At 64.1% G+C, this 24,116-nt stretch carries 18 protein-coding genes and 2 pseudogenes; 3 read left to right on the plus strand and 17 right to left on the minus strand.

Annotation, left to right across the window (positions count from 1 at the left end; genetic code table 11):
• Positions 1–18: 18 nt before the first annotated feature.
• On the minus strand, positions 19–966 hold the full coding sequence (locus X773_RS61195; protein ID WP_023678175.1) for an LLM class flavin-dependent oxidoreductase: 948 nt from the start codon (positions 964–966) through the stop codon (positions 19–21).
• 130 nt (positions 967–1,096) lie between these two features.
• Complete coding sequence (locus X773_RS74675) at positions 1,097–1,252, minus strand: hypothetical protein (protein WP_023678176.1); 156 nt, start codon at positions 1,250–1,252, stop codon at positions 1,097–1,099.
• Between the two features lie 264 nt (positions 1,253–1,516).
• On the opposite strand from X773_RS74675, the pseudogene X773_RS61200 reads away from it, so the two are divergent.
• Positions 1,517–2,354, plus strand: a pseudogene (locus X773_RS61200) (SDR family NAD(P)-dependent oxidoreductase).
• A 14-nt stretch (positions 2,355–2,368) separates the two neighbouring features.
• On the opposite strand, the gene X773_RS61205 reads toward X773_RS61200, so the two are convergent.
• From X773_RS61205 to X773_RS61255, 10 genes are all read right to left on the minus strand, one after another.
• Positions 2,369–3,313 (minus strand): ABC transporter permease, encoded by a 945-nt coding sequence (locus X773_RS61205; RefSeq protein WP_023678177.1) that lies wholly within the window; start codon positions 3,311–3,313, stop codon positions 2,369–2,371.
• Positions 3,310–4,365, minus strand: coding sequence for an ABC transporter permease (locus tag X773_RS61210; RefSeq protein WP_023678178.1), 1,056 nt, complete (start codon positions 4,363–4,365; stop codon positions 3,310–3,312). Before X773_RS61210 ends, X773_RS61205 begins: the two co-directional genes overlap by 4 nt.
• Positions 4,365–5,855, minus strand: a complete 1,491-nt coding sequence (locus X773_RS61215) for an ABC transporter ATP-binding protein (protein WP_051406163.1) — start codon at positions 5,853–5,855, stop codon at positions 4,365–4,367. The genes X773_RS61210 and X773_RS61215 overlap by 1 nt, the downstream gene beginning before the upstream one ends.
• A gap of 272 nt (positions 5,856–6,127) precedes the next feature.
• A complete protein-coding gene (locus tag X773_RS61220) occupies positions 6,128–7,159 on the minus strand; it encodes a BMP family protein (RefSeq protein WP_023678180.1) in 1,032 nt (343 codons plus the stop codon).
• A 530-nt stretch (positions 7,160–7,689) separates the two neighbouring features.
• Entirely contained in the window at positions 7,690–8,895 is a 1,206-nt protein-coding gene (pcaF, locus tag X773_RS61230; RefSeq protein WP_023678182.1) for a 3-oxoadipyl-CoA thiolase, read from the minus strand.
• A gap of 142 nt (positions 8,896–9,037) precedes the next feature.
• Complete coding sequence (locus tag X773_RS61235; RefSeq protein WP_023678183.1) at positions 9,038–9,799, minus strand: glucose 1-dehydrogenase; 762 nt, start codon at positions 9,797–9,799, stop codon at positions 9,038–9,040.
• Between the two features lie 13 nt (positions 9,800–9,812).
• A complete protein-coding gene (locus X773_RS61240) occupies positions 9,813–10,625 on the minus strand; it encodes an ABC transporter permease (protein ID WP_023678184.1) in 813 nt (270 codons plus the stop codon).
• On the minus strand, positions 10,625–11,488 hold the full coding sequence (locus tag X773_RS61245; RefSeq protein WP_023678185.1) for an ABC transporter permease: 864 nt from the start codon (positions 11,486–11,488) through the stop codon (positions 10,625–10,627). Before X773_RS61245 ends, X773_RS61240 begins: the two co-directional genes overlap by 1 nt.
• Positions 11,489–11,565: 77 nt before the next feature.
• Positions 11,566–12,729, minus strand: coding sequence for a spermidine/putrescine ABC transporter substrate-binding protein (locus X773_RS61250; protein WP_023678186.1), 1,164 nt, complete (start codon positions 12,727–12,729; stop codon positions 11,566–11,568).
• Positions 12,710–13,840, minus strand: coding sequence for an ABC transporter ATP-binding protein (locus tag X773_RS61255; RefSeq protein ID WP_023678187.1), 1,131 nt, complete (start codon positions 13,838–13,840; stop codon positions 12,710–12,712). The genes X773_RS61250 and X773_RS61255 overlap by 20 nt, the downstream gene beginning before the upstream one ends.
• Positions 13,841–13,954: 114 nt before the next feature.
• Between X773_RS61255 and X773_RS61260 the strand changes: the two genes are divergently transcribed.
• On the plus strand, positions 13,955–14,767 hold the full coding sequence (locus tag X773_RS61260; protein ID WP_023678188.1) for a LuxR C-terminal-related transcriptional regulator: 813 nt from the start codon (positions 13,955–13,957) through the stop codon (positions 14,765–14,767).
• An 8-nt stretch (positions 14,768–14,775) separates the two neighbouring features.
• Here X773_RS61260 and X773_RS61265 read toward each other — a convergent pair.
• The 5 genes and pseudogenes from X773_RS61265 to X773_RS61285 form a co-directional block, all read right to left on the minus strand.
• A pseudogene (locus tag X773_RS61265) lies at positions 14,776–16,852 on the minus strand (3-hydroxyacyl-CoA dehydrogenase NAD-binding domain-containing protein).
• 121 nt (positions 16,853–16,973) lie between these two features.
• Complete coding sequence (locus X773_RS61270) at positions 16,974–17,921, minus strand: ABC transporter permease (RefSeq protein ID WP_023678189.1); 948 nt, start codon at positions 17,919–17,921, stop codon at positions 16,974–16,976.
• 2 nt (positions 17,922–17,923) lie between these two features.
• Complete coding sequence (locus X773_RS61275; RefSeq protein WP_023678190.1) at positions 17,924–18,898, minus strand: ABC transporter permease; 975 nt, start codon at positions 18,896–18,898, stop codon at positions 17,924–17,926.
• Position 18,899: 1 nt separating this feature from the next.
• On the minus strand, positions 18,900–20,393 hold the full coding sequence (locus tag X773_RS61280) for a sugar ABC transporter ATP-binding protein (RefSeq protein ID WP_023678191.1): 1,494 nt from the start codon (positions 20,391–20,393) through the stop codon (positions 18,900–18,902).
• 74 nt (positions 20,394–20,467) lie between these two features.
• Positions 20,468–21,481, minus strand: coding sequence for an ABC transporter substrate-binding protein (locus X773_RS61285; protein ID WP_023678192.1), 1,014 nt, complete (start codon positions 21,479–21,481; stop codon positions 20,468–20,470).
• A 218-nt stretch (positions 21,482–21,699) separates the two neighbouring features.
• Here X773_RS61285 and X773_RS61290 point away from each other — a divergent pair, with 218 nt between their 5' ends.
• Positions 21,700–24,111 (plus strand): glucan 1,4-alpha-glucosidase, encoded by a 2,412-nt coding sequence (locus X773_RS61290; RefSeq protein ID WP_023678193.1) that lies wholly within the window; start codon positions 21,700–21,702, stop codon positions 24,109–24,111.
• Positions 24,112–24,116 lie beyond the last annotated feature (5 nt).

Here is a 24,116-nt window from a genome sequence, read left to right on the forward strand (position 1 = left end):
CGGGACGACGGAGGCTCTTCAGCAGCCGGCGCGTGCTCCCTGTGTCGCGCGTGACGCAAACGCCCCCGGCTGAGGGACATCGGCCTCGCGCCGTGCCAGCGAATTGCGCAAGAGCGCGATCGCCTCGCGGCCGGCGGTCGCAATCTCGCGTGGCCTGTCGACGCCGACGATCATGAACTCCTTGATCCCCAAAGCGGCGTAGGAAAGCAGCGAAAGCGCGACCTGCGCCGGCGGCCCGGCAAGTTCGAGCGCCTTCTGGCAGGAAGCGGCCGGTTTGTCTTCCGAACGGATTCGGACGGGAAGCGCGAAATGCAGCTTGCCGGCCCGGCCGTGTTCGGCGGCGGCGCCGCGTACGCGCTCCATTGACTGGCGGATTTCTGCAAGCGAGCCCGGCGCCAACTCGAACACATCCGCATGCCTGCCCGCGACCCTGAGCGCAGTGCCCGACTGCCCGCCCATGCGGATGGTCACATCGGCACCATGCGGCCCCTTGCGCGGCACATAGCCGCCTTTGATGCTGTAAAAGGCGCCTTCATGGTCGAACGGCCTGTCGTTCGACCACAACCGCTTCAGCAGCACCAGATATTCGTCGATGCGTTGCCAGACCACCGTATGGCCGGCCGGACGTGCCTCGGCATCGTCGTCGCTCAGCGGCTCGCTGAGCATCCTGAGCGACAGCCGGCCACCGCTTCTCCCGTCGAGGGCAGCGAGCTGCCGCGCCGCCACGGTTGGTTCGATCACGCCTGCCCAATGCGTGAGCACGACCTCCAGGGACGAGGTCCGGTCCAGCGTCTGGGCGGCAAGGTCCATATTGGTCAGCAGCCCGGCCTGGTCGTCGATGACGATCCTCTGGAATCCGGCATCCTCGATCAGTGACAGCTTCGTCGCGGTCTCGACAAAGTCATAGAAAAAGCTGGCGTCGGCAGCGTGGATCTTACCGGGAACATGCGTGAACTCGATTGGCATTGCCATCTCCTCCATCACGTTGGAATCAGGGCGCGCAAAAGCGCACCGGCATTCGGTTCATCAACTCCGGAATTTCTGCAAACGGCAGGCCGCTATCCCGAGGAAGCCTCGATGATCAGAGCCTTGACAATCAGGGGATCAGCCCCAGTACCACTGCCCCGGTGAATACAAACGCAAGGGCAAAGACGAGATAGGCGAAAGCGCCGGCATAGGCCGGCCGCCACACCTGGTCGGAACCCAGCCTTTGGCCTTTGCGGGCAGTCTGAGCGTTCTGGCTATAGGACATATCGACCTCCGTCTCGGCGCTTAATCTATAAAATCAGTAGACTTTGTCGAGTGCTATTTTCGCGCGACCCTTAGAACAATTTTCTCCAAATGATAGACACATTAGTGCTTTTACTGCTTAGCGCTGCCTTTTGCGGCATGCCGGGGTGACGGCAGGAAACGTCAGGTCCATGTGTCTGTGGCTCCTTGGCCATCCAATGGATGAGGGATAGCATCGCTTCAGCGGAAAGCCGCGACGTCACGGCAAGGCAGCAGGGAGCAAACCATGGGCACAAGACTGGCCGGCAAGGTCGCCATCATTTCGGGCGGCGCGACGGGAATGGGCGGTGCGGCCTCGGAGCTTTTCGCGGCCGAGGGCGCCAAGGTGGCGATCGTCGACCGCAACGGCGAAGCGGCGGCGGCCACCGCAGCGGCAATCAGGCAACGCGGCCATGTCGCCGAGCACTGGGTCGCCGACGTATCGGATGAGGCGCAGGTCGAAGCGGCGGTGAAGGGCGCGACGGAAAAATTCGGCCCGGTCACGGTTCTGTTCAACCACGCCGGCACCCTCGTCATCAAACCCTTCCTGGAGACCACGCTGCAGGAATGGGACTGGCTGCATGCCGTCAATGTGCGTTCGATGTTCCTGATGACGCGTGCCGTGCTGCCCGGCATGATCGCCGCCGGCGGCGGTTCCATCGTCTGCACCTCGTCGATCTCGGCGGTGGCGGCGACGCCGATGGAGGTGCTTTACGACACCACCAAGGGCGCCTGCCATATGTTCGCGCGTGCCATCGCCGTCGAGTTCCGCGACCGCAACATCCGCTGCAATGCGGTCTGTCCAGGCTTCATCAGGACACCGCATGGCCTGCGCGAGGTCGCCGATCTCGACAAACTCGGCGTCGATGTCTCCGACGCGGCAATGGCGGCGCAACAAGGGCGGATCGGCGAGCCGGAAGAGGTCGCGAAGGCAGCCCTGTTCCTGGCCAGCGACGAGGCCAGCTTCGTCAACGGCGCCCANGCCGGAAGAGGTCGCGAAGGCAGCCCTGTTCCTGGCCAGCGACGAGGCCAGCTTCGTCAACGGCGCCCATCTGTTCGTCGATAACGGCTTTACCGCGATGTGAAGGGCGAAGCGCCGCTACCGCTCTTCGCGCCGGAACGGCTTGAGCAGCGCCGACGGGGCCACCGCATTGCGCGACATCACCGCCATAGCGACGATGGTGAAGATGAACGGCAGCATCAGGAACGCCTCGTAGGGGATATGGCCAAGCCCGCTCGCCTGCATGCGCAACTGCAAGGCGTCGACGAAGGCAAACAGCAATGCAGCACCTGCCGATCGCCACGGATCCCAGCGGCCGAAAACGACGAGCGCGATTGCCACCCAGCCACGCCCCGAAACCACGCCGAAGGTGAAGGCGTTGAATTGCGCCATCGACAGGAAGGCACCGGCCAACCCCATCAAGGCACCGCCGAGGATCACCGCCTGGAAGCGTGTTGCAATGACGCTGACGCCGGCAGAATCGGCGGCACGCGGGTTTTCGCCGACCATGCGCACCGCTAGGCCCCAAGGCGTGCGGTAGAGCACGAAGGCGGCCAGCGGTATGGCCAGCATCGCCATGTAGACCAGCGAAAACTGGTTGAACACCGCCGGCCCAAGCACCGGTATGTCGGATAGGATCGGGATCGGCAGCGTCTCGAACCCCTTGATGTTCGGTGGCACCGATTGCTGTCCGAAGATCAGCCGGTAGAGGAAATAGGCAAGGCCCGACGAGAACAGCGTCACGCCGATGCCGCAGACATGCTGGCTGAGGCCGAGCGCTACAGTGAACAGCGCGTGCACGGCGCCCATCAGCGCCCCGGTCAGCACCGCCGCGAGCACGCCAAGCCAAAGGCTGCCGCTGAGGCTCGCCGCGGTGAAGCCGGTCATGGCCGACAAAAGCATGATGCCTTCGATGCCGAGATTGAGCACACCGGCGCGCTCGGAGAACATTTCGCCCAGCGTCGCAAAGGCCAGGGGCGTGGCGATGCGGATGATCGCGGCCAGGAAGCCGACCTGGAATATCTGCTCCAGTACCACGCTCATTTGGTGGCTCCGACGCGGCGAATGCGATAGGCGGTGAACAGCAGCGCCGCCAGCATGGCGAGCAGCGCAGTTCCCTGGATGACATCGCTGAGGAAGGCCGGAACGCCGGTCGCCCGCGACATCGCCTCGGCGCCGGTCATCACCGCGGCAAGGAAGATCGCCGCCGGCACGACGCCGAGCGGATTGAGCCTCGCCAGCATGGCGACGACGATGCCGGAATAGCCATAGCCCGGCGAGATGTCGCTCATCACCTGGAAATGCACGCCGCCGACCTCGCCGACGCCCGCAAGGCCGGCCAATGCGCCAGACAGCAGCGCCGTCGAAATCAGCACCCGCTCGACATTGATGCCGCCATAGCGCGCCGCCTCGGGGTTTTCGCCGGTGACCCTGATGCGGAAGCCGAGCGTCGTACGCGCGACCACGAACCAGATGACCGGTGCGGCGACCAGCGCCGCGACGACCCCGAGATGCAGCCGCGTGCCTTCGAGCAGCACCGGAAAATTGGCCGTATCCTCGATCGGCGGCGAGATCGGGTAGCCGCTGAAACTGTCCTTCCATGGCCCCTCGATCAGCGCCATCAGTGCATAGAAAAAGACCGAGTTGAGCAGCAGTGAGCTGACCACGTCATCGACCCTGAATTTTACCCGCAGTGTGGCGGGGATCAGGGCGACGGCCGCGCCAGCGGCAGCGCCCGCCAGCGCCATCAGCAGCATGGCGAGCGGCCCCGGCATCGGGATTGCACCGACGGCACAGCTCGCCACCGCACCAGCCAGCAATTGCCCTTCGGCGCCGATGTTCCAGAATTTGGCGCGGAAGGCGACCGCCACGGCCAGTCCGGTGAAGATCATCGGCGCGGCACGCACCAGCGTTTCGGTGATGGCGTAGCTGTCGCCCAAAGACGCCGAAAACATAACGCCATAAGCCTCGACGACGCCGGCGCCAGCCAGTGCGATGAGGCCGCTGCACAGGATCAGCGTCGCGCCGATTGCGAGCAGCGGCAGCGCCAGATTGAACCAGGCGGGCGTTGAGGTGCGGGCCTCGAGACGGAACATCAGGCATGGCCCTCCGCTCCGGTCATCATCAACCCGAGTCTGGCGATGCTGGCGTCGGCGCTGTCCAGCGTGCCGACGATGCGGCCCTCATACATCACCGCGATACGATCCGAGAGCATCAGCAACTCTTCCAGATCCTCGCCGATGACGATGATGCTGCAGCCCTTGGCGCGCATGTCGAGGAATTTTTCGTGGATGAAGCGCGCGGCGCCGATGTCGAGGCCGCGAGTCGGCTGCGAAACGATCAGCACCTTTGGATCGAAAGCGAGTTCGCGCGCCAGAAGCGCCTTTTGCAGGTTGCCGCCGGAAAGCGCCCCGGCGCGCGTCATTGGCCCGGGGCAACGTATATCGTAGGCCTTGATCTGCGCCTCGGCGAAGGCGCGGATCGCATCCGGCTTGATCAGGCCGTTGCGGCTGAACGCCGCCGTGCCGATGCGCGGCAGCACCATCGAATCGGCAAGCGGCAGATTGGTGACCAGCCCGGTCGTCATGCGGTCTTCCGGGATGCGGCCGAGGCCGAGCGCCTGCACTGTGCTCGGCGAGAACCGCGAAACCGTTTTGCCGGCTATGGTCATCTTCCCGGCATCGGGCGCACGCACGCCGGAGATGACCTCGGCAAGCGCGCGCTGGCCATTGCCGGAGACGCCGGCGATGCCAAGGATCTCGCCGCCACGAACCGACAGCGAAACATCGCGCAGCGCCATGCCGGAATGATGAGATGTCGAGATACCGTCGAGGGTCAGCACGGCCGCACCGGGCATCGACGGTCCTCTGGCCGGCGGCACGATCTCGTGGCCGCACATCAGCCGCGCCATCTCCGAGGAGGTGGTGCTGGCCGGCGCATCGACGCGGCCGGCAACGCGCCCATGCCGGAGCACGACGCAGCGATGCGTCAGCGCTCGCACCTCGTTGAGCTTATGCGAGATGAAGATGATGCCGAGCCCTTGTGCCGCCATCGAGCGCAGCGCCGAAAACAGCCCGTCGACCTCGGTTGGTGCCAACACCGCCGTCGGCTCGTCGAGGATCAGCAGCCTTGCGCCGCGAAACAGCGCCTTGACGATTTCGAGCCGCTGTTGCTCGCCGACCGACAGCGCCGAGACGGGGAGGTCCGGGTCGAGCGTCAGCCCGTGCTGGCGGCCGATCTCGGCGAGCCGCGCCAGCCCGCCGGCGCGGTCGATCCGGCCCGATCTGCCGGGAATGCCGATCAAGAGGTTCTCCAGCACCGAAAGCCGCGGTGCGAGATGAAAATGCTGGTGCACCATGCCGATGCCGGCGGCCAGCGCATCGGCCGAACTGTTGATCGCCACCGACCGGCCCTGCACCAGGATCTCGCCGGCATCGGGCGCATAGGCGCCGAACAGCACATTCATCAGCGTCGTCTTGCCGGCGCCGTTTTCGCCGAGCAGCCCGAGGATTTCACCCGGCGCGACGCTGAGATCGACGGCCTCGTTCGCCTTGACGGCGCCAAAGCTCTTGGAGATGCCGCGCATTTCGATGAGAGGGGCAGGCGTTGACAAGGGTGCTCCCGATCGGAATTGGCTTACGATTCAGCTTTGATCGACGGGAATGCGCTGCACCCCCCTCTGGCCTGCCGGCCATCTCCCCCTCAAGGGGGGAGATCGGATGTCACTTCGGCTTTCGCAAATCGTCAGCGCTGAAGACGAGGTGCTGTCGGCGAAGCTGCTAATCTCCCCCCTTGAGGGGGAGATGGCCGGCTGGCCAGAGGGGGGTGCGACAAGCACCAACCCCAAAAGACAGAGCCCTAATCCGAGACCGGCGTATTCTCATCGACGTCGACGCGGAAATTGCCGTCGAGGATCTCTGCCTTCTTCTTCTCGACCAGTTCCTTGACCTCGGCCGGCAGCGTCTTGTCGAACTTGTGGTAGGGCGCGAGGTAGGAGCCGCCCTTGGCCATGCGCGAGAAATCGCCGTAATCCTGCGCGGTGAAGACGCCGGCCTTGACCAGCTTGATCGCCTGCTCGACGGTCGGATACATGTCCCAGACCGGCCCGGTGATCACCGTGTCGGGGCCGAGGCTCGACTGGTCCGACATGTTGGAGATGGCGAGGATCTTCTTCTCCGCCGCCGCTTCGATGACGCCGAAGCGCTCGGCATAGATGACGTCGACGCCGGCATCGATCTGGGCGACGGCCGCTTCCTTTGCTTTTGGCGGATCGAAGAACGAGCCGATGAAGGCGACCTTCTTCTTGATGTCGGGATTGACCTCCCTGGCGCCGGCAAAGAAAGCGTTGACCAGCCGGTTCACTTCCGGAATGCCCATCGCCGCGACGGCGCCGACCGTGCCTGACTTCGACATCTTTCCGGCGATCATGCCGGACAGATAGGCCGGCTCGTGAATCCAGTTGTCGAAGACGCCGAAATTCGGCTCGGCCGGCCCGGCGCCGGAGCCGAACAGGAAGGCGGTCTTCGGGAACTGCTTGGCGGTCCTGCGCGATTCGCGCTCGGCGGCGAAGGCATCGCCCAGCACCAGCTCATAGCCGCCCTGCGCATATTCGCGCATGACGCGGCTGAAATCGGCCGTCTGCACCTTCTCCGACCATTTGTATTCGATGCCGAGTTCCTTCTCGGCCTTCTGCAGGGCAACGTGGATCTGGTTGTCCCACGGCTCCTCGATCGGCGTGGCGAAGATCGCCGCCACTTTCAGCTTCTTGGTCTTGGCAAAGGCGCTGCCCGGCAGCATCGCCGCCGCCAGGCCGAGCGCGCCCAACTCCAGCACGTTGCGGCGCGAAAGCCCTTCGCGTTTCGATTGGATTCTGCTCTTTTTGTTGTCCATTGCATGCCCCTCTGTTCGACAGCCATGTCGAGCCGGCTGTTCGGAAAATATAAAGACAGGGAACTATGGAACGACGCCGGACCTTTGTCCACATGGTCAAATTTCGGGTAATGTCTCAGTTTGAAATTTGACGCGATTGAACGTGCCGCAATAGCCGAAGGACGTAAGGCTCTATTTCAAGCCTTCGCGCGGTTGAAAGAATGCTTTCCCACGTTTTTTGCGGTTCATGGCCATTTGCGATCAAGCTCGGCGCGTTGTGAAAGGCGTCCGCGAGCATCCGTGCCTTTTCCGGTTTGTCAGTCCCTCGAATTTCGACGAGAACATAATGCAGAATTATGAGGATTGTATCGTTGGTAATGGGTTGAGGATCGCTCAATTCAAACAGCTTTCTTGCAAGGGCCACACTTTCCCGGCCTAGGCGCAACGGTGTCCATCATTTCGCAAGGATCGCCCATTGACCAGAGCGTCTTTCGCATATCGGGCAAACGAGATAGGCGGCGCCAGGGCTCTGCCCCAGGGCGGCCAAAAGATCAAACGCGTTCGAGCGCCACGGCGATGCCCTGGCCGACACCGATGCACATGGTGGCGAGCGCGTATCTGGCGCCGCGTTCACGCAGCTCCAGCGCCGCCGTGCCTGATATGCGCGCACCCGACATGCCGAGCGGATGGCCGAGCGCGATGGCACCGCCATTCGGGTTGACGTGCTCCGCATCCTCGGCAATGCCGAGCTGGCGCAGCACGGCGATGCCTTGCGAGGCGAAGGCCTCGTTGAGCTCGACGACGTCGAACTGTTGCGGCTCCAGGCCGAGCCGGGCACACAGCTTCTGCGTGGCCGGCACCGGACCGATGCCCATGATGCGCGGAGCGACGCCGGCGGTGGCACCGCCCAGAATACGGGCGATCGGCGTCAACCCGTATCTTTTCGCGGCTGCTTCCGAGGCGACGATCAGCGCCGCGGCGCCGTCATTGACGCCCGAAGCATTGCCGGCCGTAACCGTGCCGCCTTGCCGGAACGGCGTCGGCAACTTGGCCAACGCTTCGATCGACGTGCCCCCGCGGGGATGCTCATCTCTGTCGACAACGACCGGATCGCCCTTGCGCTGCGCGATCGTCACCGGCGTGATTTCCTTTGCCAGCCGGCCGCTGGCTTGTGCGGCTACAGCCTTGTCCTGGCTGCGCACGGCAAATGCGTCCTGGTCGGCGCGGGAGACAGCGAACTCTTCCGCCACGTTCTCGCCGGTCTCCGGCATCGAATCGACGCCGTATTGCTTCTTCATCAGCGGATTGATGAAGCGCCAGCCGATCGTGGTGTCGTAAATCTCGGCATTGCGCGAAAAGGCGGTCTCTGCCTTCGGCAGCACGAACGGAGCGCGGCTCATCGATTCGACGCCGCCTGATATCATCAGCTCCGCCTCGCCGGCCTTGATGGCGCGGGCAGCAATCATCACCGCATCCATGCCCGAACCGCAGAGACGGTTGACGGTCGAGCCCGAAACCTCCTTCGGCAGGCCGGCCAACAGCAGCGCCATGCGCGCCACATTGCGGTTGTCCTCGCCGGCCTGGTTGGCGCAGCCATAGACGATGTCGTCGATGGCAGCCCAATCAATGCCTGGATTGCGCTCGATCAGCGCCCTCAGAGGTATCGCGCCGAGATCGTCGGTACGGACCGCCGACAACGAACCGCCGAAGCGTCCGATCGGCGTGCGGATGTAGTCGCAGATATAGGCCTCGGCCATTATGCAGCCTTCCCGTTTGCGCTGATGATTTCTGCTCCCGACCCAGCCATGTTGGCCGCATTCTCCTTGAGACGAAAGCACATCTCGCCGCCGGCCGTTAGTCCAAAGAGAATTTCAGCTGCCGCCCGCCGGGAGCGGCGGATCAGCCGATGCTTTCTCCACCGTCGATCACCAGCGCCTGACCGGTCATGAAGGACGAGCGGTCGGAGACGAGGAACAGGATCGCTTCGGCGATTTCCTCCGCGCTGGCCCAGCGCTGCATGGGAATCTTGGTGCGGACATAGTTCTCGATCGCCGCCCGCCCGCCCATCTGCGCGATGAACGGCTCGTTGAAGGGCGTATCGACCCAGCCGGGGCACAGCGCGTTGATGCGGACATTGTGTTTGGCATAGTCGAGCGACATCTGCCGGGTCATCGCCACCACTGCATGTTTTGACGTTGCGTAGGCGATCATTTCGCGGTCGTAGAACACACCCGAATTCGAGGCGGTATTCAGGATCACCCCGCCGCCTTGCGCGATCATCGACGGCATGACCAGCCTGGCCGCGAGGAACTGCGCCCGCACATTGATCCGCCAGGAGGCATCCATGCCGTCGGCGCCGACTTCGGTCAGCGTGCCGCCGACCTGGATCCCGGCATGATTGTGCAGGATGTCGATCCGCCGATGCCGGCCCAGCGTTCCCGCAATGAGCTGCTCGACCGCCGCATCCTCGCCGACGTCGGTGGCGACGGCCTCGGCCCGACCGCCGGCCGCACGAATGTCGGAAGCGGTTGCTTCCCCCGCCGCCTGGTCCCTGTCGGCGATCACCACGAGCGCGCCTTCCCTGGCCATCATCATGGCGCCGGCACGCCCGATCCCCGACCCGGCACCCGTCACCACGGCGATGCGATCTCTCAGAATCATGTTTTTTTATCTTTCAGTGTGATGGTTTTCGTTGGCGCAGTTGCCATTGGGCAAGCACCACGAGCAAAACGGAGGCGACGAGCACGATCGTCGCGATGGCATTGATCTCCGGCGTGACCCCGCGCCGGATCGAGGCGAAGACATAGATCGGCAATGTCGTCTGTGCGCCGGCGACGAAGAAAGCGACAATGAAATCGTCGAAGGAGAATGTGAAGGCGAGCAGGAAGCCGGCGATCACCGCCGGCATGATCTGCGGCAACACGATGCTGCGGAACGTCGTCAGCGGGGTAGCGTAAAGATCGCTCGAGGCCTCGACCAGATTGCGGTCGAGGCTGCCGAGGCGCGTGCCGACAATCATCGCCACCAGCGCCATCGAAAACAGCCCGTGCGCGGCGATGATCGAGCCATAGCCGAGCGCCAGGCGCGGTGGCTGGTTGTTCGGCCACAGCGAAGCGACAAACGGGTTGACCACCCCGAATAGCTGGACCAGCGCGACCAGCGTCGAGATGCCGATGACGACGCCAGGAACGACGATCGCAGCACCCAAAAGCGCATCGAAGACGGCTCGCGTCCGCGCGCCGACACGCGCCAGGCCAAGCGCGGCCGCCGTGCCGCACAGCGCCGCCAGCAAGGCGCTGGTCGTGGCGATGAACAGGCTGTTCTTCAGCGCTTCGACCAGGAACGGGTTTGCCAGGGCCTTGCCGTACCATTGCACCGAGAAGCCAGTGAACTCGCTGGCGTGGTGGCCGGCGTTAAACGAAAACAGCACCACCAGCGCGATCGGCAGGTAGAGAAAGGCAAAGACCGCAACGACGAAGGCACGCATCAGATCAGGTCCACCCGGCGGGCACCCGAAAGCCGGGTCGAAATGCGGTTCGCGGCAAGCAGCACGACCACTGAAACCGCCACAAGTGTGATGGCGATTGCCGATCCAAATGGCCAGTTGCGCGATTGCAGGAACAGATCGACCAGCGCGTTGCCGATGAAGAAGACCTTGCCGCCGCCGAGTAGCGTCGGGATCAGATATTCGCCGAGCAGCAGGATCATGACCAGCGAGAAGCCGGTCATCACACCTGGCAGCGACAGCCGCAGCGTCACGCCGAGGAATGTCGAGATCGGCGTCGCGCCGAGATCGGCGGAGGCCTCCAGTAGCCGGCGGTCGAGCCGCTCGAGGCTGACATAGATCGGCAGGATCATCAGCGGCAGATAACCATAGACGATACCGAGCAGAACCGCTCCCGGCGTGTTGATCAGCCGCACGTCCTCCAGCCCGACATAGGCCAGCAGAGCTGGGATGCCGCGCCCGCCAAGCACATACATCCAGGCATAGGTTCGCATCAGCAGGCTGGTCCAGAACGGGATGACGACAAGCGCCAGCAGGATCAGCCGCCACCGTTCCGGCGCGCGCAAAGCGAGGTAATAGGCGACCGGATAGGCAACGAGAAGACAGGCCAGTGCGCCCGCCGGCGCCAGCACCATGGTGTTCCAGAAGGCAGTCGCCCGCGCCGGAAGATTGGCATACTGCGCCAAGGTGAAAGCGGCCTGATAGCCGCCTTCCGGCGCCCGCTCGCCGACGCTGAAAACGGCGATCGCCACGAACGGCAAAACTAAAAACACCACCAGCCACGCCGTTGCTGGACCGAGCAGCAGGGCGGTCAGGAGATTGTGACGAAGGACATTGCTGCGCATTGAAAAAGCCGCCCCGGTGCCGGCGGACATCTGCCCGCCGGGTGAGTTGCCTGCATCGAGCCTGTGGCCTGCCCGGTTCAAGCCGACTTGAAGCGTGCCATCAATTCGGCCCGGCCCGGATCGGTTAGCGTTGCAGCCGCACCGAATTCGAGCGGCTTCAGCAGATCCGCCGCCGGATAGAGGATCGGATTGTCCAGCACCTCCTTGGGCAGCAGCGCATTGACCCGCGCATCGGTGGAAGGCGCACCGTTGGCCAGGTGCTCCTTGACCGCGACTTTCGGGTTCATCAAATAGTTGAGCAAGGCATAGCCGGCAGGCTTGTTCGGCGCATCCTTGGGTATTGCGTAGAAGTCGGTCCAGATCTCGCCGCCTTCCTTGCCAAGCACGTAGGCGATTTCGGGGATGTCGCGGTGGAGCTGCGCCCCGTCATTGGTCCAGCACATCGTCATCCAGGCGTCGCCGGCACGCATCGACGGCTGGTAGTCGCTGGAGACCGCGAACAGATGCGGCTTGACCTTCAGCAGCAATTCCTCCGCCTTGGCGAGTTCGTCCGGCTTCAGCGAGTTGAACGAGAAGCCGAAATATTTCAGCGCGTTGCCGATCGTGGTCAGTTGGTAATCATGAACCATGGTCCGGCCGTCACCCTCCGCCATGGCCGTGTCCCAGAATTCCTTCCAGCTCGTCATCGGCTTGGTCAGTTTCTTGGTGTTGACGGCAAATCCGGTGGTGCCCCAATTCTTCGGCACAGCGTAGGTCACCCCGTCGATGGTGCCTTCCCCAGTGAAGCGCGGGTCTTCTTGCGAGCCGTCATAATTGGCAAGCTTGGCCATATCCAGCGCTTCGATGATGCCAAGCTTCTTGTAAGTCGAGATCGTGTAGTTGGTCGGAACGAAAAGGCTCCAGCCCGAGGCGCCGGCCTGCAGCTTGGCCAGCATCTCCTCGTTTGACCCGAACACGTTCACCTCGACGGCAACGCCGGTTTCGGCCTTGAAATTCTCGAACGTCGCCGGGTCGTGATAATTGGGCCAGGTGGCAATCGACATGCGGTCGCCAAGCCCCTCCTGGGCGAAGGCCGGCGACGGCATGATGCCGAGTTCGCGGGCCATTACTGCCGTTGCGATGCCTAGGCCGGTGAGGCCAAGGAACTCGCGGCGGCCGATGGAACCGCGCTTGAGGCGCATCAACTGGTCGATGAATTTTTCAGGGCTTATCGGCAGTCCGTCACGATACGATTTCGACATTTTTGTTTTCCCTCTGGTTGGTCCCGTTATTCTCCGGAAACGCCAGCGGCGTTCCGGCTGTAAAGCCGACGGCGACGGGTTCACCCGGCTTGAAGAGATTTCCACCGCCAACCAGATGGTCGGCCTTGGCGAGCAGTGTCCCGATGCCTTGGACCTCGATTGCATATTCCGCGGTGGAACCGAGAAAGATCCGGTTGCGGACAAGCCCGTTCAGCCGGCCGCTTCCGGGCGCGCCGAGACTTAAGGATTCAGGACGCAGGCTGACCGAGACGGCTTCGCCCTGGGCTAGCGAAGTGCGCTTGCGCGCGGCGATGACGGTGCCGTCGGCAAGCGCTACCTCGACGAGCTTGCCCGAGAGCCCGACGACCTTGCCGCTCAAGAGATTGGTCTTGCCGACGAAATCGGCGACGAAGAGGTCGGCGGGTTCGTCGTAGATTTCGCTCGGCTGCCCAAGCTGGACGATGCGCCCGCCATTCATGACGCAGACGAAATCGCTCATCGACAGTGCCTCTTCCTGATCGTGGGTGACCAGGACGAAGGTGATGCCGATCTCGCGCTGCAGGTTCTGCAGCTCTATCTGCATGTCGGTGCGCAGCTTCTTGTCGAGCGCCGCCAGGGGCTCGTCGAGCAGCAGCACCGCCGGCTTGTTGACCAGCGCCCGCGCCAGGGCGACACGCTGCTGCTGGCCGCCGGAAAGCTCATGGATCTTGCGGCGTCCATAGCCGGCGAGCCGAACCATGGCGAGCGCCTCGCCTGCCTTCAGGCTGATCTCCCGCGACGACAGGCGCGGCCGCGCCTGGCGTAGGCCATAGGCGACGTTGTCCGCCACATCCAGATGCGGAAACAGCGCATATTGCTGGAACACCATGTTGACCGGCCGCCGATAGGGCGGCGTGCCGGCCATGTCGCGGCCACGGATGAATACCACACCTTCGCTTGGCTGTTCGAAACCGCCGATCATGCGCAAACAGGTTGTCTTGCCGCAGCCGGACGGCCCGAGCAACGCGACAAAGGCAGACGGCGGGATGGCAAGATCGATGCCGCTGACCGCGATCACGCTGCCGTAGCGTTTGGTGACCCCGCGAAACTCGATGTCGGGCACTGCGGTCAAAGCTGCGGGCTCCAGCGGCTAGTTGGTCTCGAAACGCTATCAGAGCCAATGGCGGCTAGTATATACCTCCCAGGTGGTATATTTCGTCTATTTTCTCGTCTGGAGGGGTATGAATTGGGCGTTTCACGCAGCGATGAATACAGCCGGCTCGCTGCGCTCATCGCAGCGACGCGGGAGACGAGCGGCGAGCTTTTCGGCAAGGCGATGGTCGCCTGGCTCCGCCAGCATGTCAGTTTCGATCATTGCGTGATCTTCGGCTATCGCGGCGCCTCACGCCCGCCGCTGCTGTTCGAGACATTCTCGCCGGCCGAAAGCCACGTCTTCGTCGCGCTCTATCAGGAAGGGCCTTATCTGCTCGATCCGTTCCACCATGCGGCAGTCGAGCGCAAGGAAGGCTTTTGGCGCATGCGCGAATTGGCGCCGGATCGCTTCTATGCCAGCGAATATTACCGCTCCTATTACAGCCAGACCAGGCTTGCGGAGGAGGTCGGCTTTTTCGTGCCGCTGCCGGGAAAGGACGCGCTGGTGGTCTCGCTAATGCGATTGCGCGCTTCGGGGCCGTTCGGAACCGCCGATGCCAGGTTGCTGCGCGACATGGCGCCTGCGGTGATCAGCCTCGTCAGGCTGCGCTGGCCTACCCTTCCGGCTGACGGACCGGTTGGGACGAAGCAAGACGAGGCGATTGCTCCGGTCAGTGACTTCGAACGTGCTCACATCTGGAAGAGCCTTTCACTCACGCCGCGCGAACAGCATGTCGTCGATCTGGTGCTTCAGGGCCATTCCACGGAATCGATTGCCAGGGCGATGCGCATCGTGCCGGGAACCGTAAAAGTTCATCGCCGCAACATTTACCGCAAGCTCAAGATAAAGTCGCAGGCGGGTCTGTTCGCGCGTTTTGTCGAGATCATGGACGCACGGATTCGGTAGTCCCAAGTTCAGCCGGCAGCGCCGTCCCAGGAACCGGTTTCGGCCATCTGCCTGAGCCGGGGTGCCACTCGAAAGACATCCTTGCCGGTCTGCTGGTGCCAGTGATCCAGCCGCCGGATGATCTTGTCCACGCCTTCGAGGCTCGCCCAGAACATCGGCCCGCCCTTGCCGACCGGGAAGCCGTAGCCGTTGACCCAGACGACGTCGATATCGGAGGCGCGGGCGGCAATCTTTTCCTTGAGGATTTTGGCGCCCTCGTTGATCATCGGATAGAGCGTCCGCTCGATGATCTCCTCGGCGCCGATCGCGCGCGGTGCAATATCGCGCTCGGCAGCCTTGTTGCGGATCAGCGCCTCGACATCGGGATCGGGCAGCGGCGTGCGCGAACCGCCTTCGTAGCGATAGAAGCCGCTGCCGGTCTTCTGGCCGAAATGTCCCTGTTCGCACAACGCATCGGCGATCACGGCCGTCTGGCCACGCGCCTTGCGGTTGCGCCAGCCTATGTCGAGGCCGGCGAGATCGCTCATCTCGAACGGCCCCATCGGCCAGCCGAAATCGGTGAACACCTGGTCGACCTGGCGCGGCATTGCGCCTTCCAGCAGAAGCGTCTCCAGTTCCGCACCGCGCGCCGCCAGCATGCGGTTGCCGACGAAGCCGTGGCAGACGCCGACAACGACCGGCACCTTGCCGATCCGCCGTGCCAGATCGACGATGGTCGCCAGCACGTCGGGCGAAGTCTTGTCGGCGCGGACGATTTCCAAAAGCTTCATGACGTTAGCCGGCGAAAAGAAATGCATGCCGAGGAGATCTTGCGGCCGCGACGTCGAACCGGCGATTTCGTTGACGTCGAGATAGGAGGTGTTGGTGGCGAGGATCGCGCCCGGTTTGGCCACGGCATCGAGCCTGCCGAAGACATCCTTCTTGACCGCCATCTCCTCGAACACGGCCTCGACGATCAGGTCGCAATCGGCAAGATCGGCATAGTCGGTGGAACCCTTGAACAACCCAAGCCGTTGGCGCTTGGCGTCTTCGCTCAGCGAGCCGCGGATGACGGAAACGGCATAATTCTTGTTGATCGTCGCCAGCCCGCGCTGCAAGNTGCAAGGCCTCGTGTGTCGCTTCCAGCAAGGTCACGGGGACGCCGCCGTTGGCGAACGCCATGGCGATGCCGCCGCCCATCGTGCCGGCGCCGATGACGCCGACTCGGGCGATCTTGCGCCTGACGACGTCCTTGCCGGCAATCTTTGCCGCCTCACGTTCAGCGAAGAACAAATGCCGCTGCGCGCGTGATTGGTCCCCGGCGACAAGCTTGACGAACAGGTCGCGCTCCGCCGCCAGCGCTTCGTCGAAGGGCAGCGTCAGGGCGTTGCGGATCGACTGCGCACAGGCGATCGGCGCCTCGAGGCCGCGTGCTTTGCCGGCAAGCACTGCCGCTTCCTTGTCGAACGCCGGCAAGTCGGCCTGGTCGAGGCGATCATTGCGGTCGCGCACCGGCGTGAACGGACCGCCTTTCGCGGCCGTTTCGTTGGCGAAATTCACCGCTTGCGCGGTCAGGTCGCCATCGAAGACGGCATCCACCAGGCCGGCGGCGAGCGCCTCGGCCGCACCGATCGGCGTTCCCGAAACGATCATGCTGAGTGCCTTCAGCGGACCAACCAAGCGCGGCAGGCGAACCGTGCCGCCGCCGCCCGGCAGCAGGCCGAGCTTGACTTCCGGCAGGCCGAGCCTTGCCGTTCGGTCGGCAACACGGAAATGGCAGCCGAGCGCCAGTTCCAGGCCGCCGCCGAGCGCAGTGCCGTGAATGGCCGCGACCGTCGGCTTGGCGATGGTTTCCAGCATGGCGACTAGGGCGCCCAGGTCCGGTTGCCGCGCCGGCTTGCCGAATTCGGTGATGTCGGCGCCGGCGACGAAGGTCCGCCCGGCACATGCTATCACGATTGCTCGGACCGACGGCTCGTCGCGCAGGGAAACGAGCGCCTGCATCAGCGGCTCGCGCACATGGAAGCTCAGCGCGTTGACCGGCGGATTGTCGATGCTCACCACCGCGACGTTGCCGTGCCTTGTAGTGCTGACGAAATCGGACACGCAAACCTCACGCAATGATGTTGGCCAATAGCGCGACGGGATTTACAGCGCTGGCATGCGGATGGGAACCACGTGTTTTGCGGGCCGGATCGATATCCCCTCGCCGCCGGGTGGCCTTGCCTTAGCGCAGCGCCTTCTGCCCACCGGCGGCGGTGATGACGCCGACGATGATCAGCCCTGTCAGCACCAGGCGGACGCCGACGCTGACGCCGAATGTGTTGAGCATGGTCAACAGCAGCACCAGGAACAGCGCCGCGCCCCAGACCCCCGGCACATTGGCCTTGCCGCCCGCCACCGACGTGCCGCCGATGACGACGACCGCGATTGAGGCCAGCAGATATTCATTGCCGATATCGACATTGGCGCCGCGGAAATAGCCGGCGAGCAGTGCGCCGTCGAGGCCGCCGAGCGCGCCCGACAGCGTGTAGGTGAGGAAGCGGGTGCGGCCGACATTGACGCCGGCCAGCCAGGCAGCGCGGATGTTCTGGCCGATCGCCAGCACCGAGCGGCCGTAGATCATGCGCTGCAAAACGATGCCGGCGCCGATGGTGAACAGCACGGTGAGGATCGCCAGCACCGGGATGCCGAAGACCTGCCAGTTGGTGAAATCGGCAAAGCCCGGCGGCGGCTTGATCTGCAGGCCCCGCCCATAGCTGATATCGACCGACTGGATGACGAAGCTGGCCGACAGCGTCGCGATGATCGGCGGAATGCGCAGCGCCCAGATCAGCAGATAGTTGACGGCGCCGATCGCCATGCCGCAGGCAAGCGCTGCCAGCAGGCCGACCGCGATCATCGCATCATTGCCGTCCATGACCTTCATGGCGACGGCGCTGGCAAGGCCGATATTGGCCGGCAGCGACAGGTCGACATTGCCCGGCCCGAGCGTGATGACGAACATCTGCCCGACGCCGACGATGACCGTGAAGACGGCGAGCGACAGCGCCGCCGTGATCATGCCGCCGCCGCCGTAGCCGCCGGTGAAGGCGATGGTCGCCAGCCACACCAGCAGCGCCCCGAAGAACGACCAGATCCAGGGTCTGGCAAGCAGTGTCCGCAGCGATGCCATGCTCACCTCTCCCTGCGGCTGATCAGCACCCGCGCCGCCAGCACGATGATCAGGATGGCGCCATTGGCGGCGACCTGCCAGTCGGGCGGAATGTGCATGAACGTCAAGAGGGGCGATGCCGCCAGCGCCAGCGTCAGCGCGCCGATGACGGCGCCGATCGGCGACACCCGGCCGCCGACGAACTCACCGCCGCCGAGGATGACGCCGGCGATCGAAAGCAGCGTATAGCCATTGCCGATATTGGCATCGGCCGAGGTGGTGATGCCGATCAGCGCCATGCCGGACAAAACGCCGAACAGGCCGGTCAGCGCAAACAGCGCGATCTTGGTGCGCAGCAGCGACCAGCCGGCGCGCTTGAGTGCGGCTGAATTGCCGCCCGATCCACGCAGGATGACGCCGTAGGAGGTGCGCATCAGGCCAAAGTGGACGACGGCTGCGATCAGCAATGCCGCGATGATCGGGAACGGAATGAAGGGTGGCTTGAAGGCCATCAGCGCCAGCAGCCAGTCCGGCGCCTTGCCGCCGGGCTTGGGCAGGATGAGGATGGCCATGCCCTGCCAGACAAAACTCATGCCGAGCGTCACCACGATAGAGGGCAGGTTGCGCAGATGGATCAGCGCGCCGAGCAGCGCGTAGACGCCGATCGACCCGAGCAGGATCACGACGCCGAGCAGCGGCGCGTCCTTCAGCCATGTCGCCGTCACGCAGCCGACGAAGCCGACAAAGGTGCCAATCGACAGATCGAGCTCGTTGCCGGCGATGACGAACATCTGCGCGATCGTCGCCAGAGCGATCGGGATCGCCAGATTGAGCATCAGGCTGAAACCGAAATAGCTGATGGCGCGCGGGTTGAGCCAGGCGATGGCGATGAGCACCAGCGCCAGCGACAGTGCCGGCAGCAGGCTGCGCAGCATGCGCGCCCGCCTGGTGGCGCGAGCCGAAGATTTTAGCCCATTCTCGACGGATACCGCTGTCATCTCAGGCCGCATCGCCGAACGACGACTGGATGATCTTTTCCTCCGTCAGTTCGTCGCGACGAAGGTTGGCGACGATCCGGCCGTTCTTGAACACATAGATGTGGTCGCAATTGTCGAGCTCTTCGGTTTCGGTGGTGTACCAGAGGAAAGTGCGGCCATGGCGAGCCTCCTCGCGCACCAGGTCGTAGACTTCGAGCTTGGTGCCGATGTCGACGCCGCGCATCGGATCGTCCATCAGCACGATCTTGGCGTCGGAGCCGAGCGCCCGCGCGAACAGCGCCTTCTGCTGGTTGCCGCCGGACAGCGAGAAGATGTTGTTGTTCATGTCGGGCGTACGGATGCCGATTTTCCGCTGCCACAACTCCGCGAGCTCGGCTTCGCGCTGCGGCGAGATCAAGAGGCCGTTGCGCAATCGCGCCAGCGAACGGATGCCAATGTTCTCGGCAATCGACCATTGCGGAAAAATCCCGTCCGACTGGCGGTCGCCGGCAACCAGCGCCACCGGCGCGGTGACCTCGATGCCGGTCTTGGCACGGGAAGCCGCAGCAAAGATAGCCAGCAAAAGATCGGTCTGCCCATGCCCGGCAAGTCCGGCAAGGCCGATGATCTCACCGGCACGGGCGACGAGCTCGTTGCCGTCCTGCTGTCGCGCCGGGCGCGCCCGGACCCGCAGCAGGCCGGGCTCCGGCTTGCCGCTCGCAATTTCTGCGGCGGTCTTCTCGCGCGCCTCCGCTCCGCCCATCGCCGTCACCAGGCTGTCGCGGTCGAAGGCGTCGGCCTGCCCGGCGGCGACCACCTTGCCGTCGCGCATCACCACGATGCGGTCGGCATTTCCGAGCACTTCGCCCAACACATGCGAGATCAGGATGCAGCTCTTGCCGGCGGCGATGAAGCGGCGCACGAACGCCAGCAGCTGGCCGGCGGTATGCGCGTCGAGCGAGGATGTCGGCTCGTCGAGGATAACCAGCTCGAGCGGCTCCTGCGTGACCGTGAAGGCGCGCGCCACCTCCACCATCTGCCGGCTGGTGATGGAAAGATCACCGACGATGTCGGATGCCGAGATGCTGTGGCCGGGGAAGATCTCGTCGAGCTTGGCGGCGATCAGATCGGCCGCCTTGCGCCGCCAGCCGAAGCCATGCAGCGACGCGTGGTTGATCCGCGTGTTCTCGGCGACGCTGAGGTTCGGGCAGAGCGACAGCTCCTGGAACACACAGCGTATGCCGAGCTGCTGCGCGCGCGGCACCGAATAACTTGCCTCGACACCGCCGCGGACCGCGATCTGCCCGCTGTCGGGGGCAAGCGTGCCCGCCACCATATGCATGAGCGTCGATTTTCCGGCGCCGTTATGGCCGACGAGACCGACACATTCTCCGGCACGAACGCTGAAATCGACACCGGCGAGCGCCCTGACGGCGCCGAAATGTTTTTCGGCTCCGTCCAGTCTTATGATGTCCAAACTGACGGCGCCGAAAAGCTTTTCGGCGCCGTCCGGCATGATGATGTCTGCATTGGCCTCGGGCATCCCTCAACGATACCCGGTTATCCGTGGCGGCAACAATAGTGCCATGCTCACTTGATGTTGGCCTTGATCGCCGCGACGGCGTCTTCCTGCGTGTATTCGTGGCTGGCGACGCCGCCCTTCGGAATCTTCGGCAGCGCGGCCTCGAAATCGTCCTGGGTGAAGGCAAGATAGGGCACCAGCAGGTCGTGCGGCACGTCGGTGCGGCCGTCGAGCACCTGCTGCGCCACCCAGAAGGCAAGCGTCGATACGCCCGGTGCGATCGATGCCGACCAGGTCTTGTAACCGTCCTTTTCCTTCTGCTCCTTCCACCACTGCAACTCGTCCTGGCGATTGCCCATGATGATGGTCGGGCGTGGCTTGCCGGCGGCGGCGAAAGCCTGCGCCGCGCCGTAGCCGTCACCGCCCTGGTCGACGACCCCGACAACATCCGGCAGCGAAGGCAGGATCGTCGCTACGGCTTTCTGTGCCGTGGTCTGGTCCCAGTCGCCGGTCACCGAGCCGACGATCTTGAACTCGGGATGGGCAGCGACGCCTTCGAGGATGCCGGCATGGATGGCATCGTCGATCGAGGTGCCGGCGAGGCCGCGGATTTCCAGCAGGTTGCCGCCCTTGGGCTGGAACTTGGCCATCTGCTCGACCTCCTGCTTGCCCATGTCCTTGAAGTCGACAACGACGCGGTAGGCGCAGGGTTCGGTGACGATGCCGTCGAAGGAGACGACGACGATGCCGGCGTCGCAGGCCTGCTTGATGGCGCCGTTGAGCGCATCCGGAGACGCCGCGTTGATGACGATCGCGTCATAGCCCTGCAGGATCAGGTTCTGCACCTGGGCTGCTTGCGTCGGCACTTCCTTGTCGGCCGTCGTGAAGACGTCCGCGGCGCCGACCACCTTGTCGGCAACCGCCTTCTTGGTAACGATGGCGTAGCTGTCCAGCATCGCCTGCCGCCAGGAATTGCCGGCGTAATTGTTGGAGAAGGCGATTTTCTTGCCGCTGGTGTCGGCAAGCGCTGTACCTGCGGCGAGCATCGCCGCAAGAGCCCCCAAAACGAATATTTTCCTCATGTCATACTCCTCCCGTGAGTTGCTGTCTTACTGGTGGTTAATGGCTGGCTGGTGGGTATTGGCTGATACGCTCACAATCTTGTTTTTTATCTATTATCAGACAAATGCAGATAGGCGGCAAGCTGTCAACAGCAATCCATGGCCGGCGATCAACTTGCGGTGCAATCATTGAAACCGGTTCGACTCCTGGTCTAGGGATGGCACTGGAGACCGATTGAATGGCGACGAACCTTGCTCCGGGTGCACCCGGCATTCCGGCGCGCTGGACCTCGAGCGCCAAGAGCGGCGTCGGCACCGCGCTCTCGCCGGCCTGCCCGATCTGGTTCACCATCAGCCACGGTATCCTCAACGAGATCTACTACCCGCGCCTCGACAGCGCCTGCACCCGCGATCTGGGGCTGATCGTCACCGGACCCGACGGCTATTTCTCGGAAGAAAAACGCGACGCCGAACACAGTATCGAACCCCTGGCGGACGGGGTGCCTGCCTACCGGCTGGTCAACACCGCAAGCGATGGAACCTACAGGATCGAAAAGCGCATCCTGACGGATCCGGAACGTCCCGTCTTGCTGCAGGAGATTATGTTCACGCCGCTCAAAGGCGCGGCCGCCGACTACCGCGTCTACGCGCTGCTGGCACCGCACCTCGTCAACGCCGGCATGGGCAACACCGCCTGGATCGACGACCATGAAGGACAGCCTGTCCTGTTTGCATCGGGACGCGGCACCTGCCTGGCGCTCGCCTCGTCGCTGCCGTGGAAGGTGTGCTCGGCCGGCTATGTCGGCGTCTCCGACGGCTGGCAGCAGCTTCGTCAAGGCGGCCGGCTCGATCCGGCCTGCCGCAGGGCCGAGGACGGCAATGTCGCGCTGACCGGCGAGATCGCCTTTTCGGCTGCGAACCCAAAAATATTGCTGGCACTGGGCTTCGGCGCGACGCCGCAACAGGCGGCGGAAACTGCTTTCGCCAGCCTGAGGCAAGGTTTTGAGCCCGCGGCCAGATCCTACATCGAAAAATGGCGCAAATGGCAGGCCGGCCTGCTGCCGCTGGACCGGCACGCGGCGTCCGGCCTCAATCCCTACCGCCTCAGCACGGCGGTGCTGGCGACACATCGGTCGTCTGCCGGAGCAGCCGTCGCCAGCCTGTCGATCCCGTGGGGCTTCAACAAGGGCGACGACGACCTCGGCGGCTATCACCTGGTCTGGCCGCGCGATCTGGTCGAAACCGCCGGCGGCTTCCTCGCCGCCGGCGACCCGGCGGAAGCCTTGCGCATCCTTGGCTATCTGCGCGCGATCCAGGAGCCGGACGGCCGTTGGCCGCAGAACGCCTGGCTCGACGGATCGGCCTATTGGCCGGGCATCCAGATGGACGAATGCGCCTTCCCGCTGCTGCTTGCCGACGCACTGCGCCGCGCCGGCCATTTGCCGCCTGCCGCACTCTCCTCCTTCATGCCGATGATCGAGCGCGCTGCCGCCTATGTCGTGCGCAACGGTCCGGTCACCGGCGAGGACCGCTGGGAGGAAGACGCCGGCTACAGCCCGTTCACGCTTGCCGTCGAGATCGCCGCATTGCTAGCGGCTGCGGACATCTTCGATGCCGCCGGCAAAACAGAGCCGGCAAACTATCTGCGCGAAACCGCCGATGTCTGGAACGATCAGATCGAACGCTGGACCTACGTCGCCGGTAGCTCCTCAGGCGATGAAGCCGGCGTCGAGGGCCACTATGTCCGCATTGCGCCGCCCGACAAAGCCGGCGCGGCATCGCCGAAAGACGGCTACGTCCCGATCAAGAACCGCCCGCCGGCGGATACGGACCGGCCGGCCAAGGCGATCGTCAGCCCCGATGCGCTGGCGCTGGTCCGCTTCGGCTTGCGGGCAGCCGACGATCCGCGCATCCTCGACACGGTCAAGGTCATCGACGCGCAATTGCGCTGCGAACTGCCGCAGGGCCCGCTCTGGTACCGCTACAATGGCGATGGCTATGGCGAGCATGCCGACGGCGCGCCCTTCGATGGAACCGGCCGGGGCCGGCCCTGGCCGCTGCTGGTCGGCGAGCGCGCTCATTACGAGCTGGCGGCAGGCCGTAGGGATAGTGCGGCAAGCCTGCTCAGGACGTTCGAGAACTCTGCCGGACCGGGCGGCCTGCTACCGGAGCAGGTCTGGGACGGTCCCGACATGCCGGAGCGCGAATTGCGGCATGGCGGGCCCTCCGGCAGCGCCAAGCCGCTGGTCTGGGCGCATTCCGAGCACATCAAGCTGCTGCGGTCGCTGCGCGACGGCACGGTGTTCGACATGCCGCCGCAAGGCGTCAAGCGCTATATCGAGGGCAGGACGGTGTCGCGCTTCAGGGCATGGCGCTTCAACCACAAGATCCGTACCATCCCGGCAGGCAAGGCGCTGCGCATCGAACTTCTGGCCCGGGCGGTGGTTCATTGGAGCAGCGACAATTGGGCAACCGTCCATGACACCGAGACCACCGCGAATGCTTTCGGCATCCATCTTGCGGAATTGCAGGTTGCCGAGATTGCTCCGGGCAATAGCCCGGGCAATAGCATTGTCTTCACTTTCTTCTGGCCCGATAGCGACCATTGGGAGAATGCTGACTTTTCTGTCGGCATCGGCGATACCGGATAGAGCAT

This window comes from Mesorhizobium sp. LSJC280B00 (assembly GCF_000502835.1).
Lineage (GTDB): Bacteria > Pseudomonadota > Alphaproteobacteria > Rhizobiales > Rhizobiaceae > Mesorhizobium.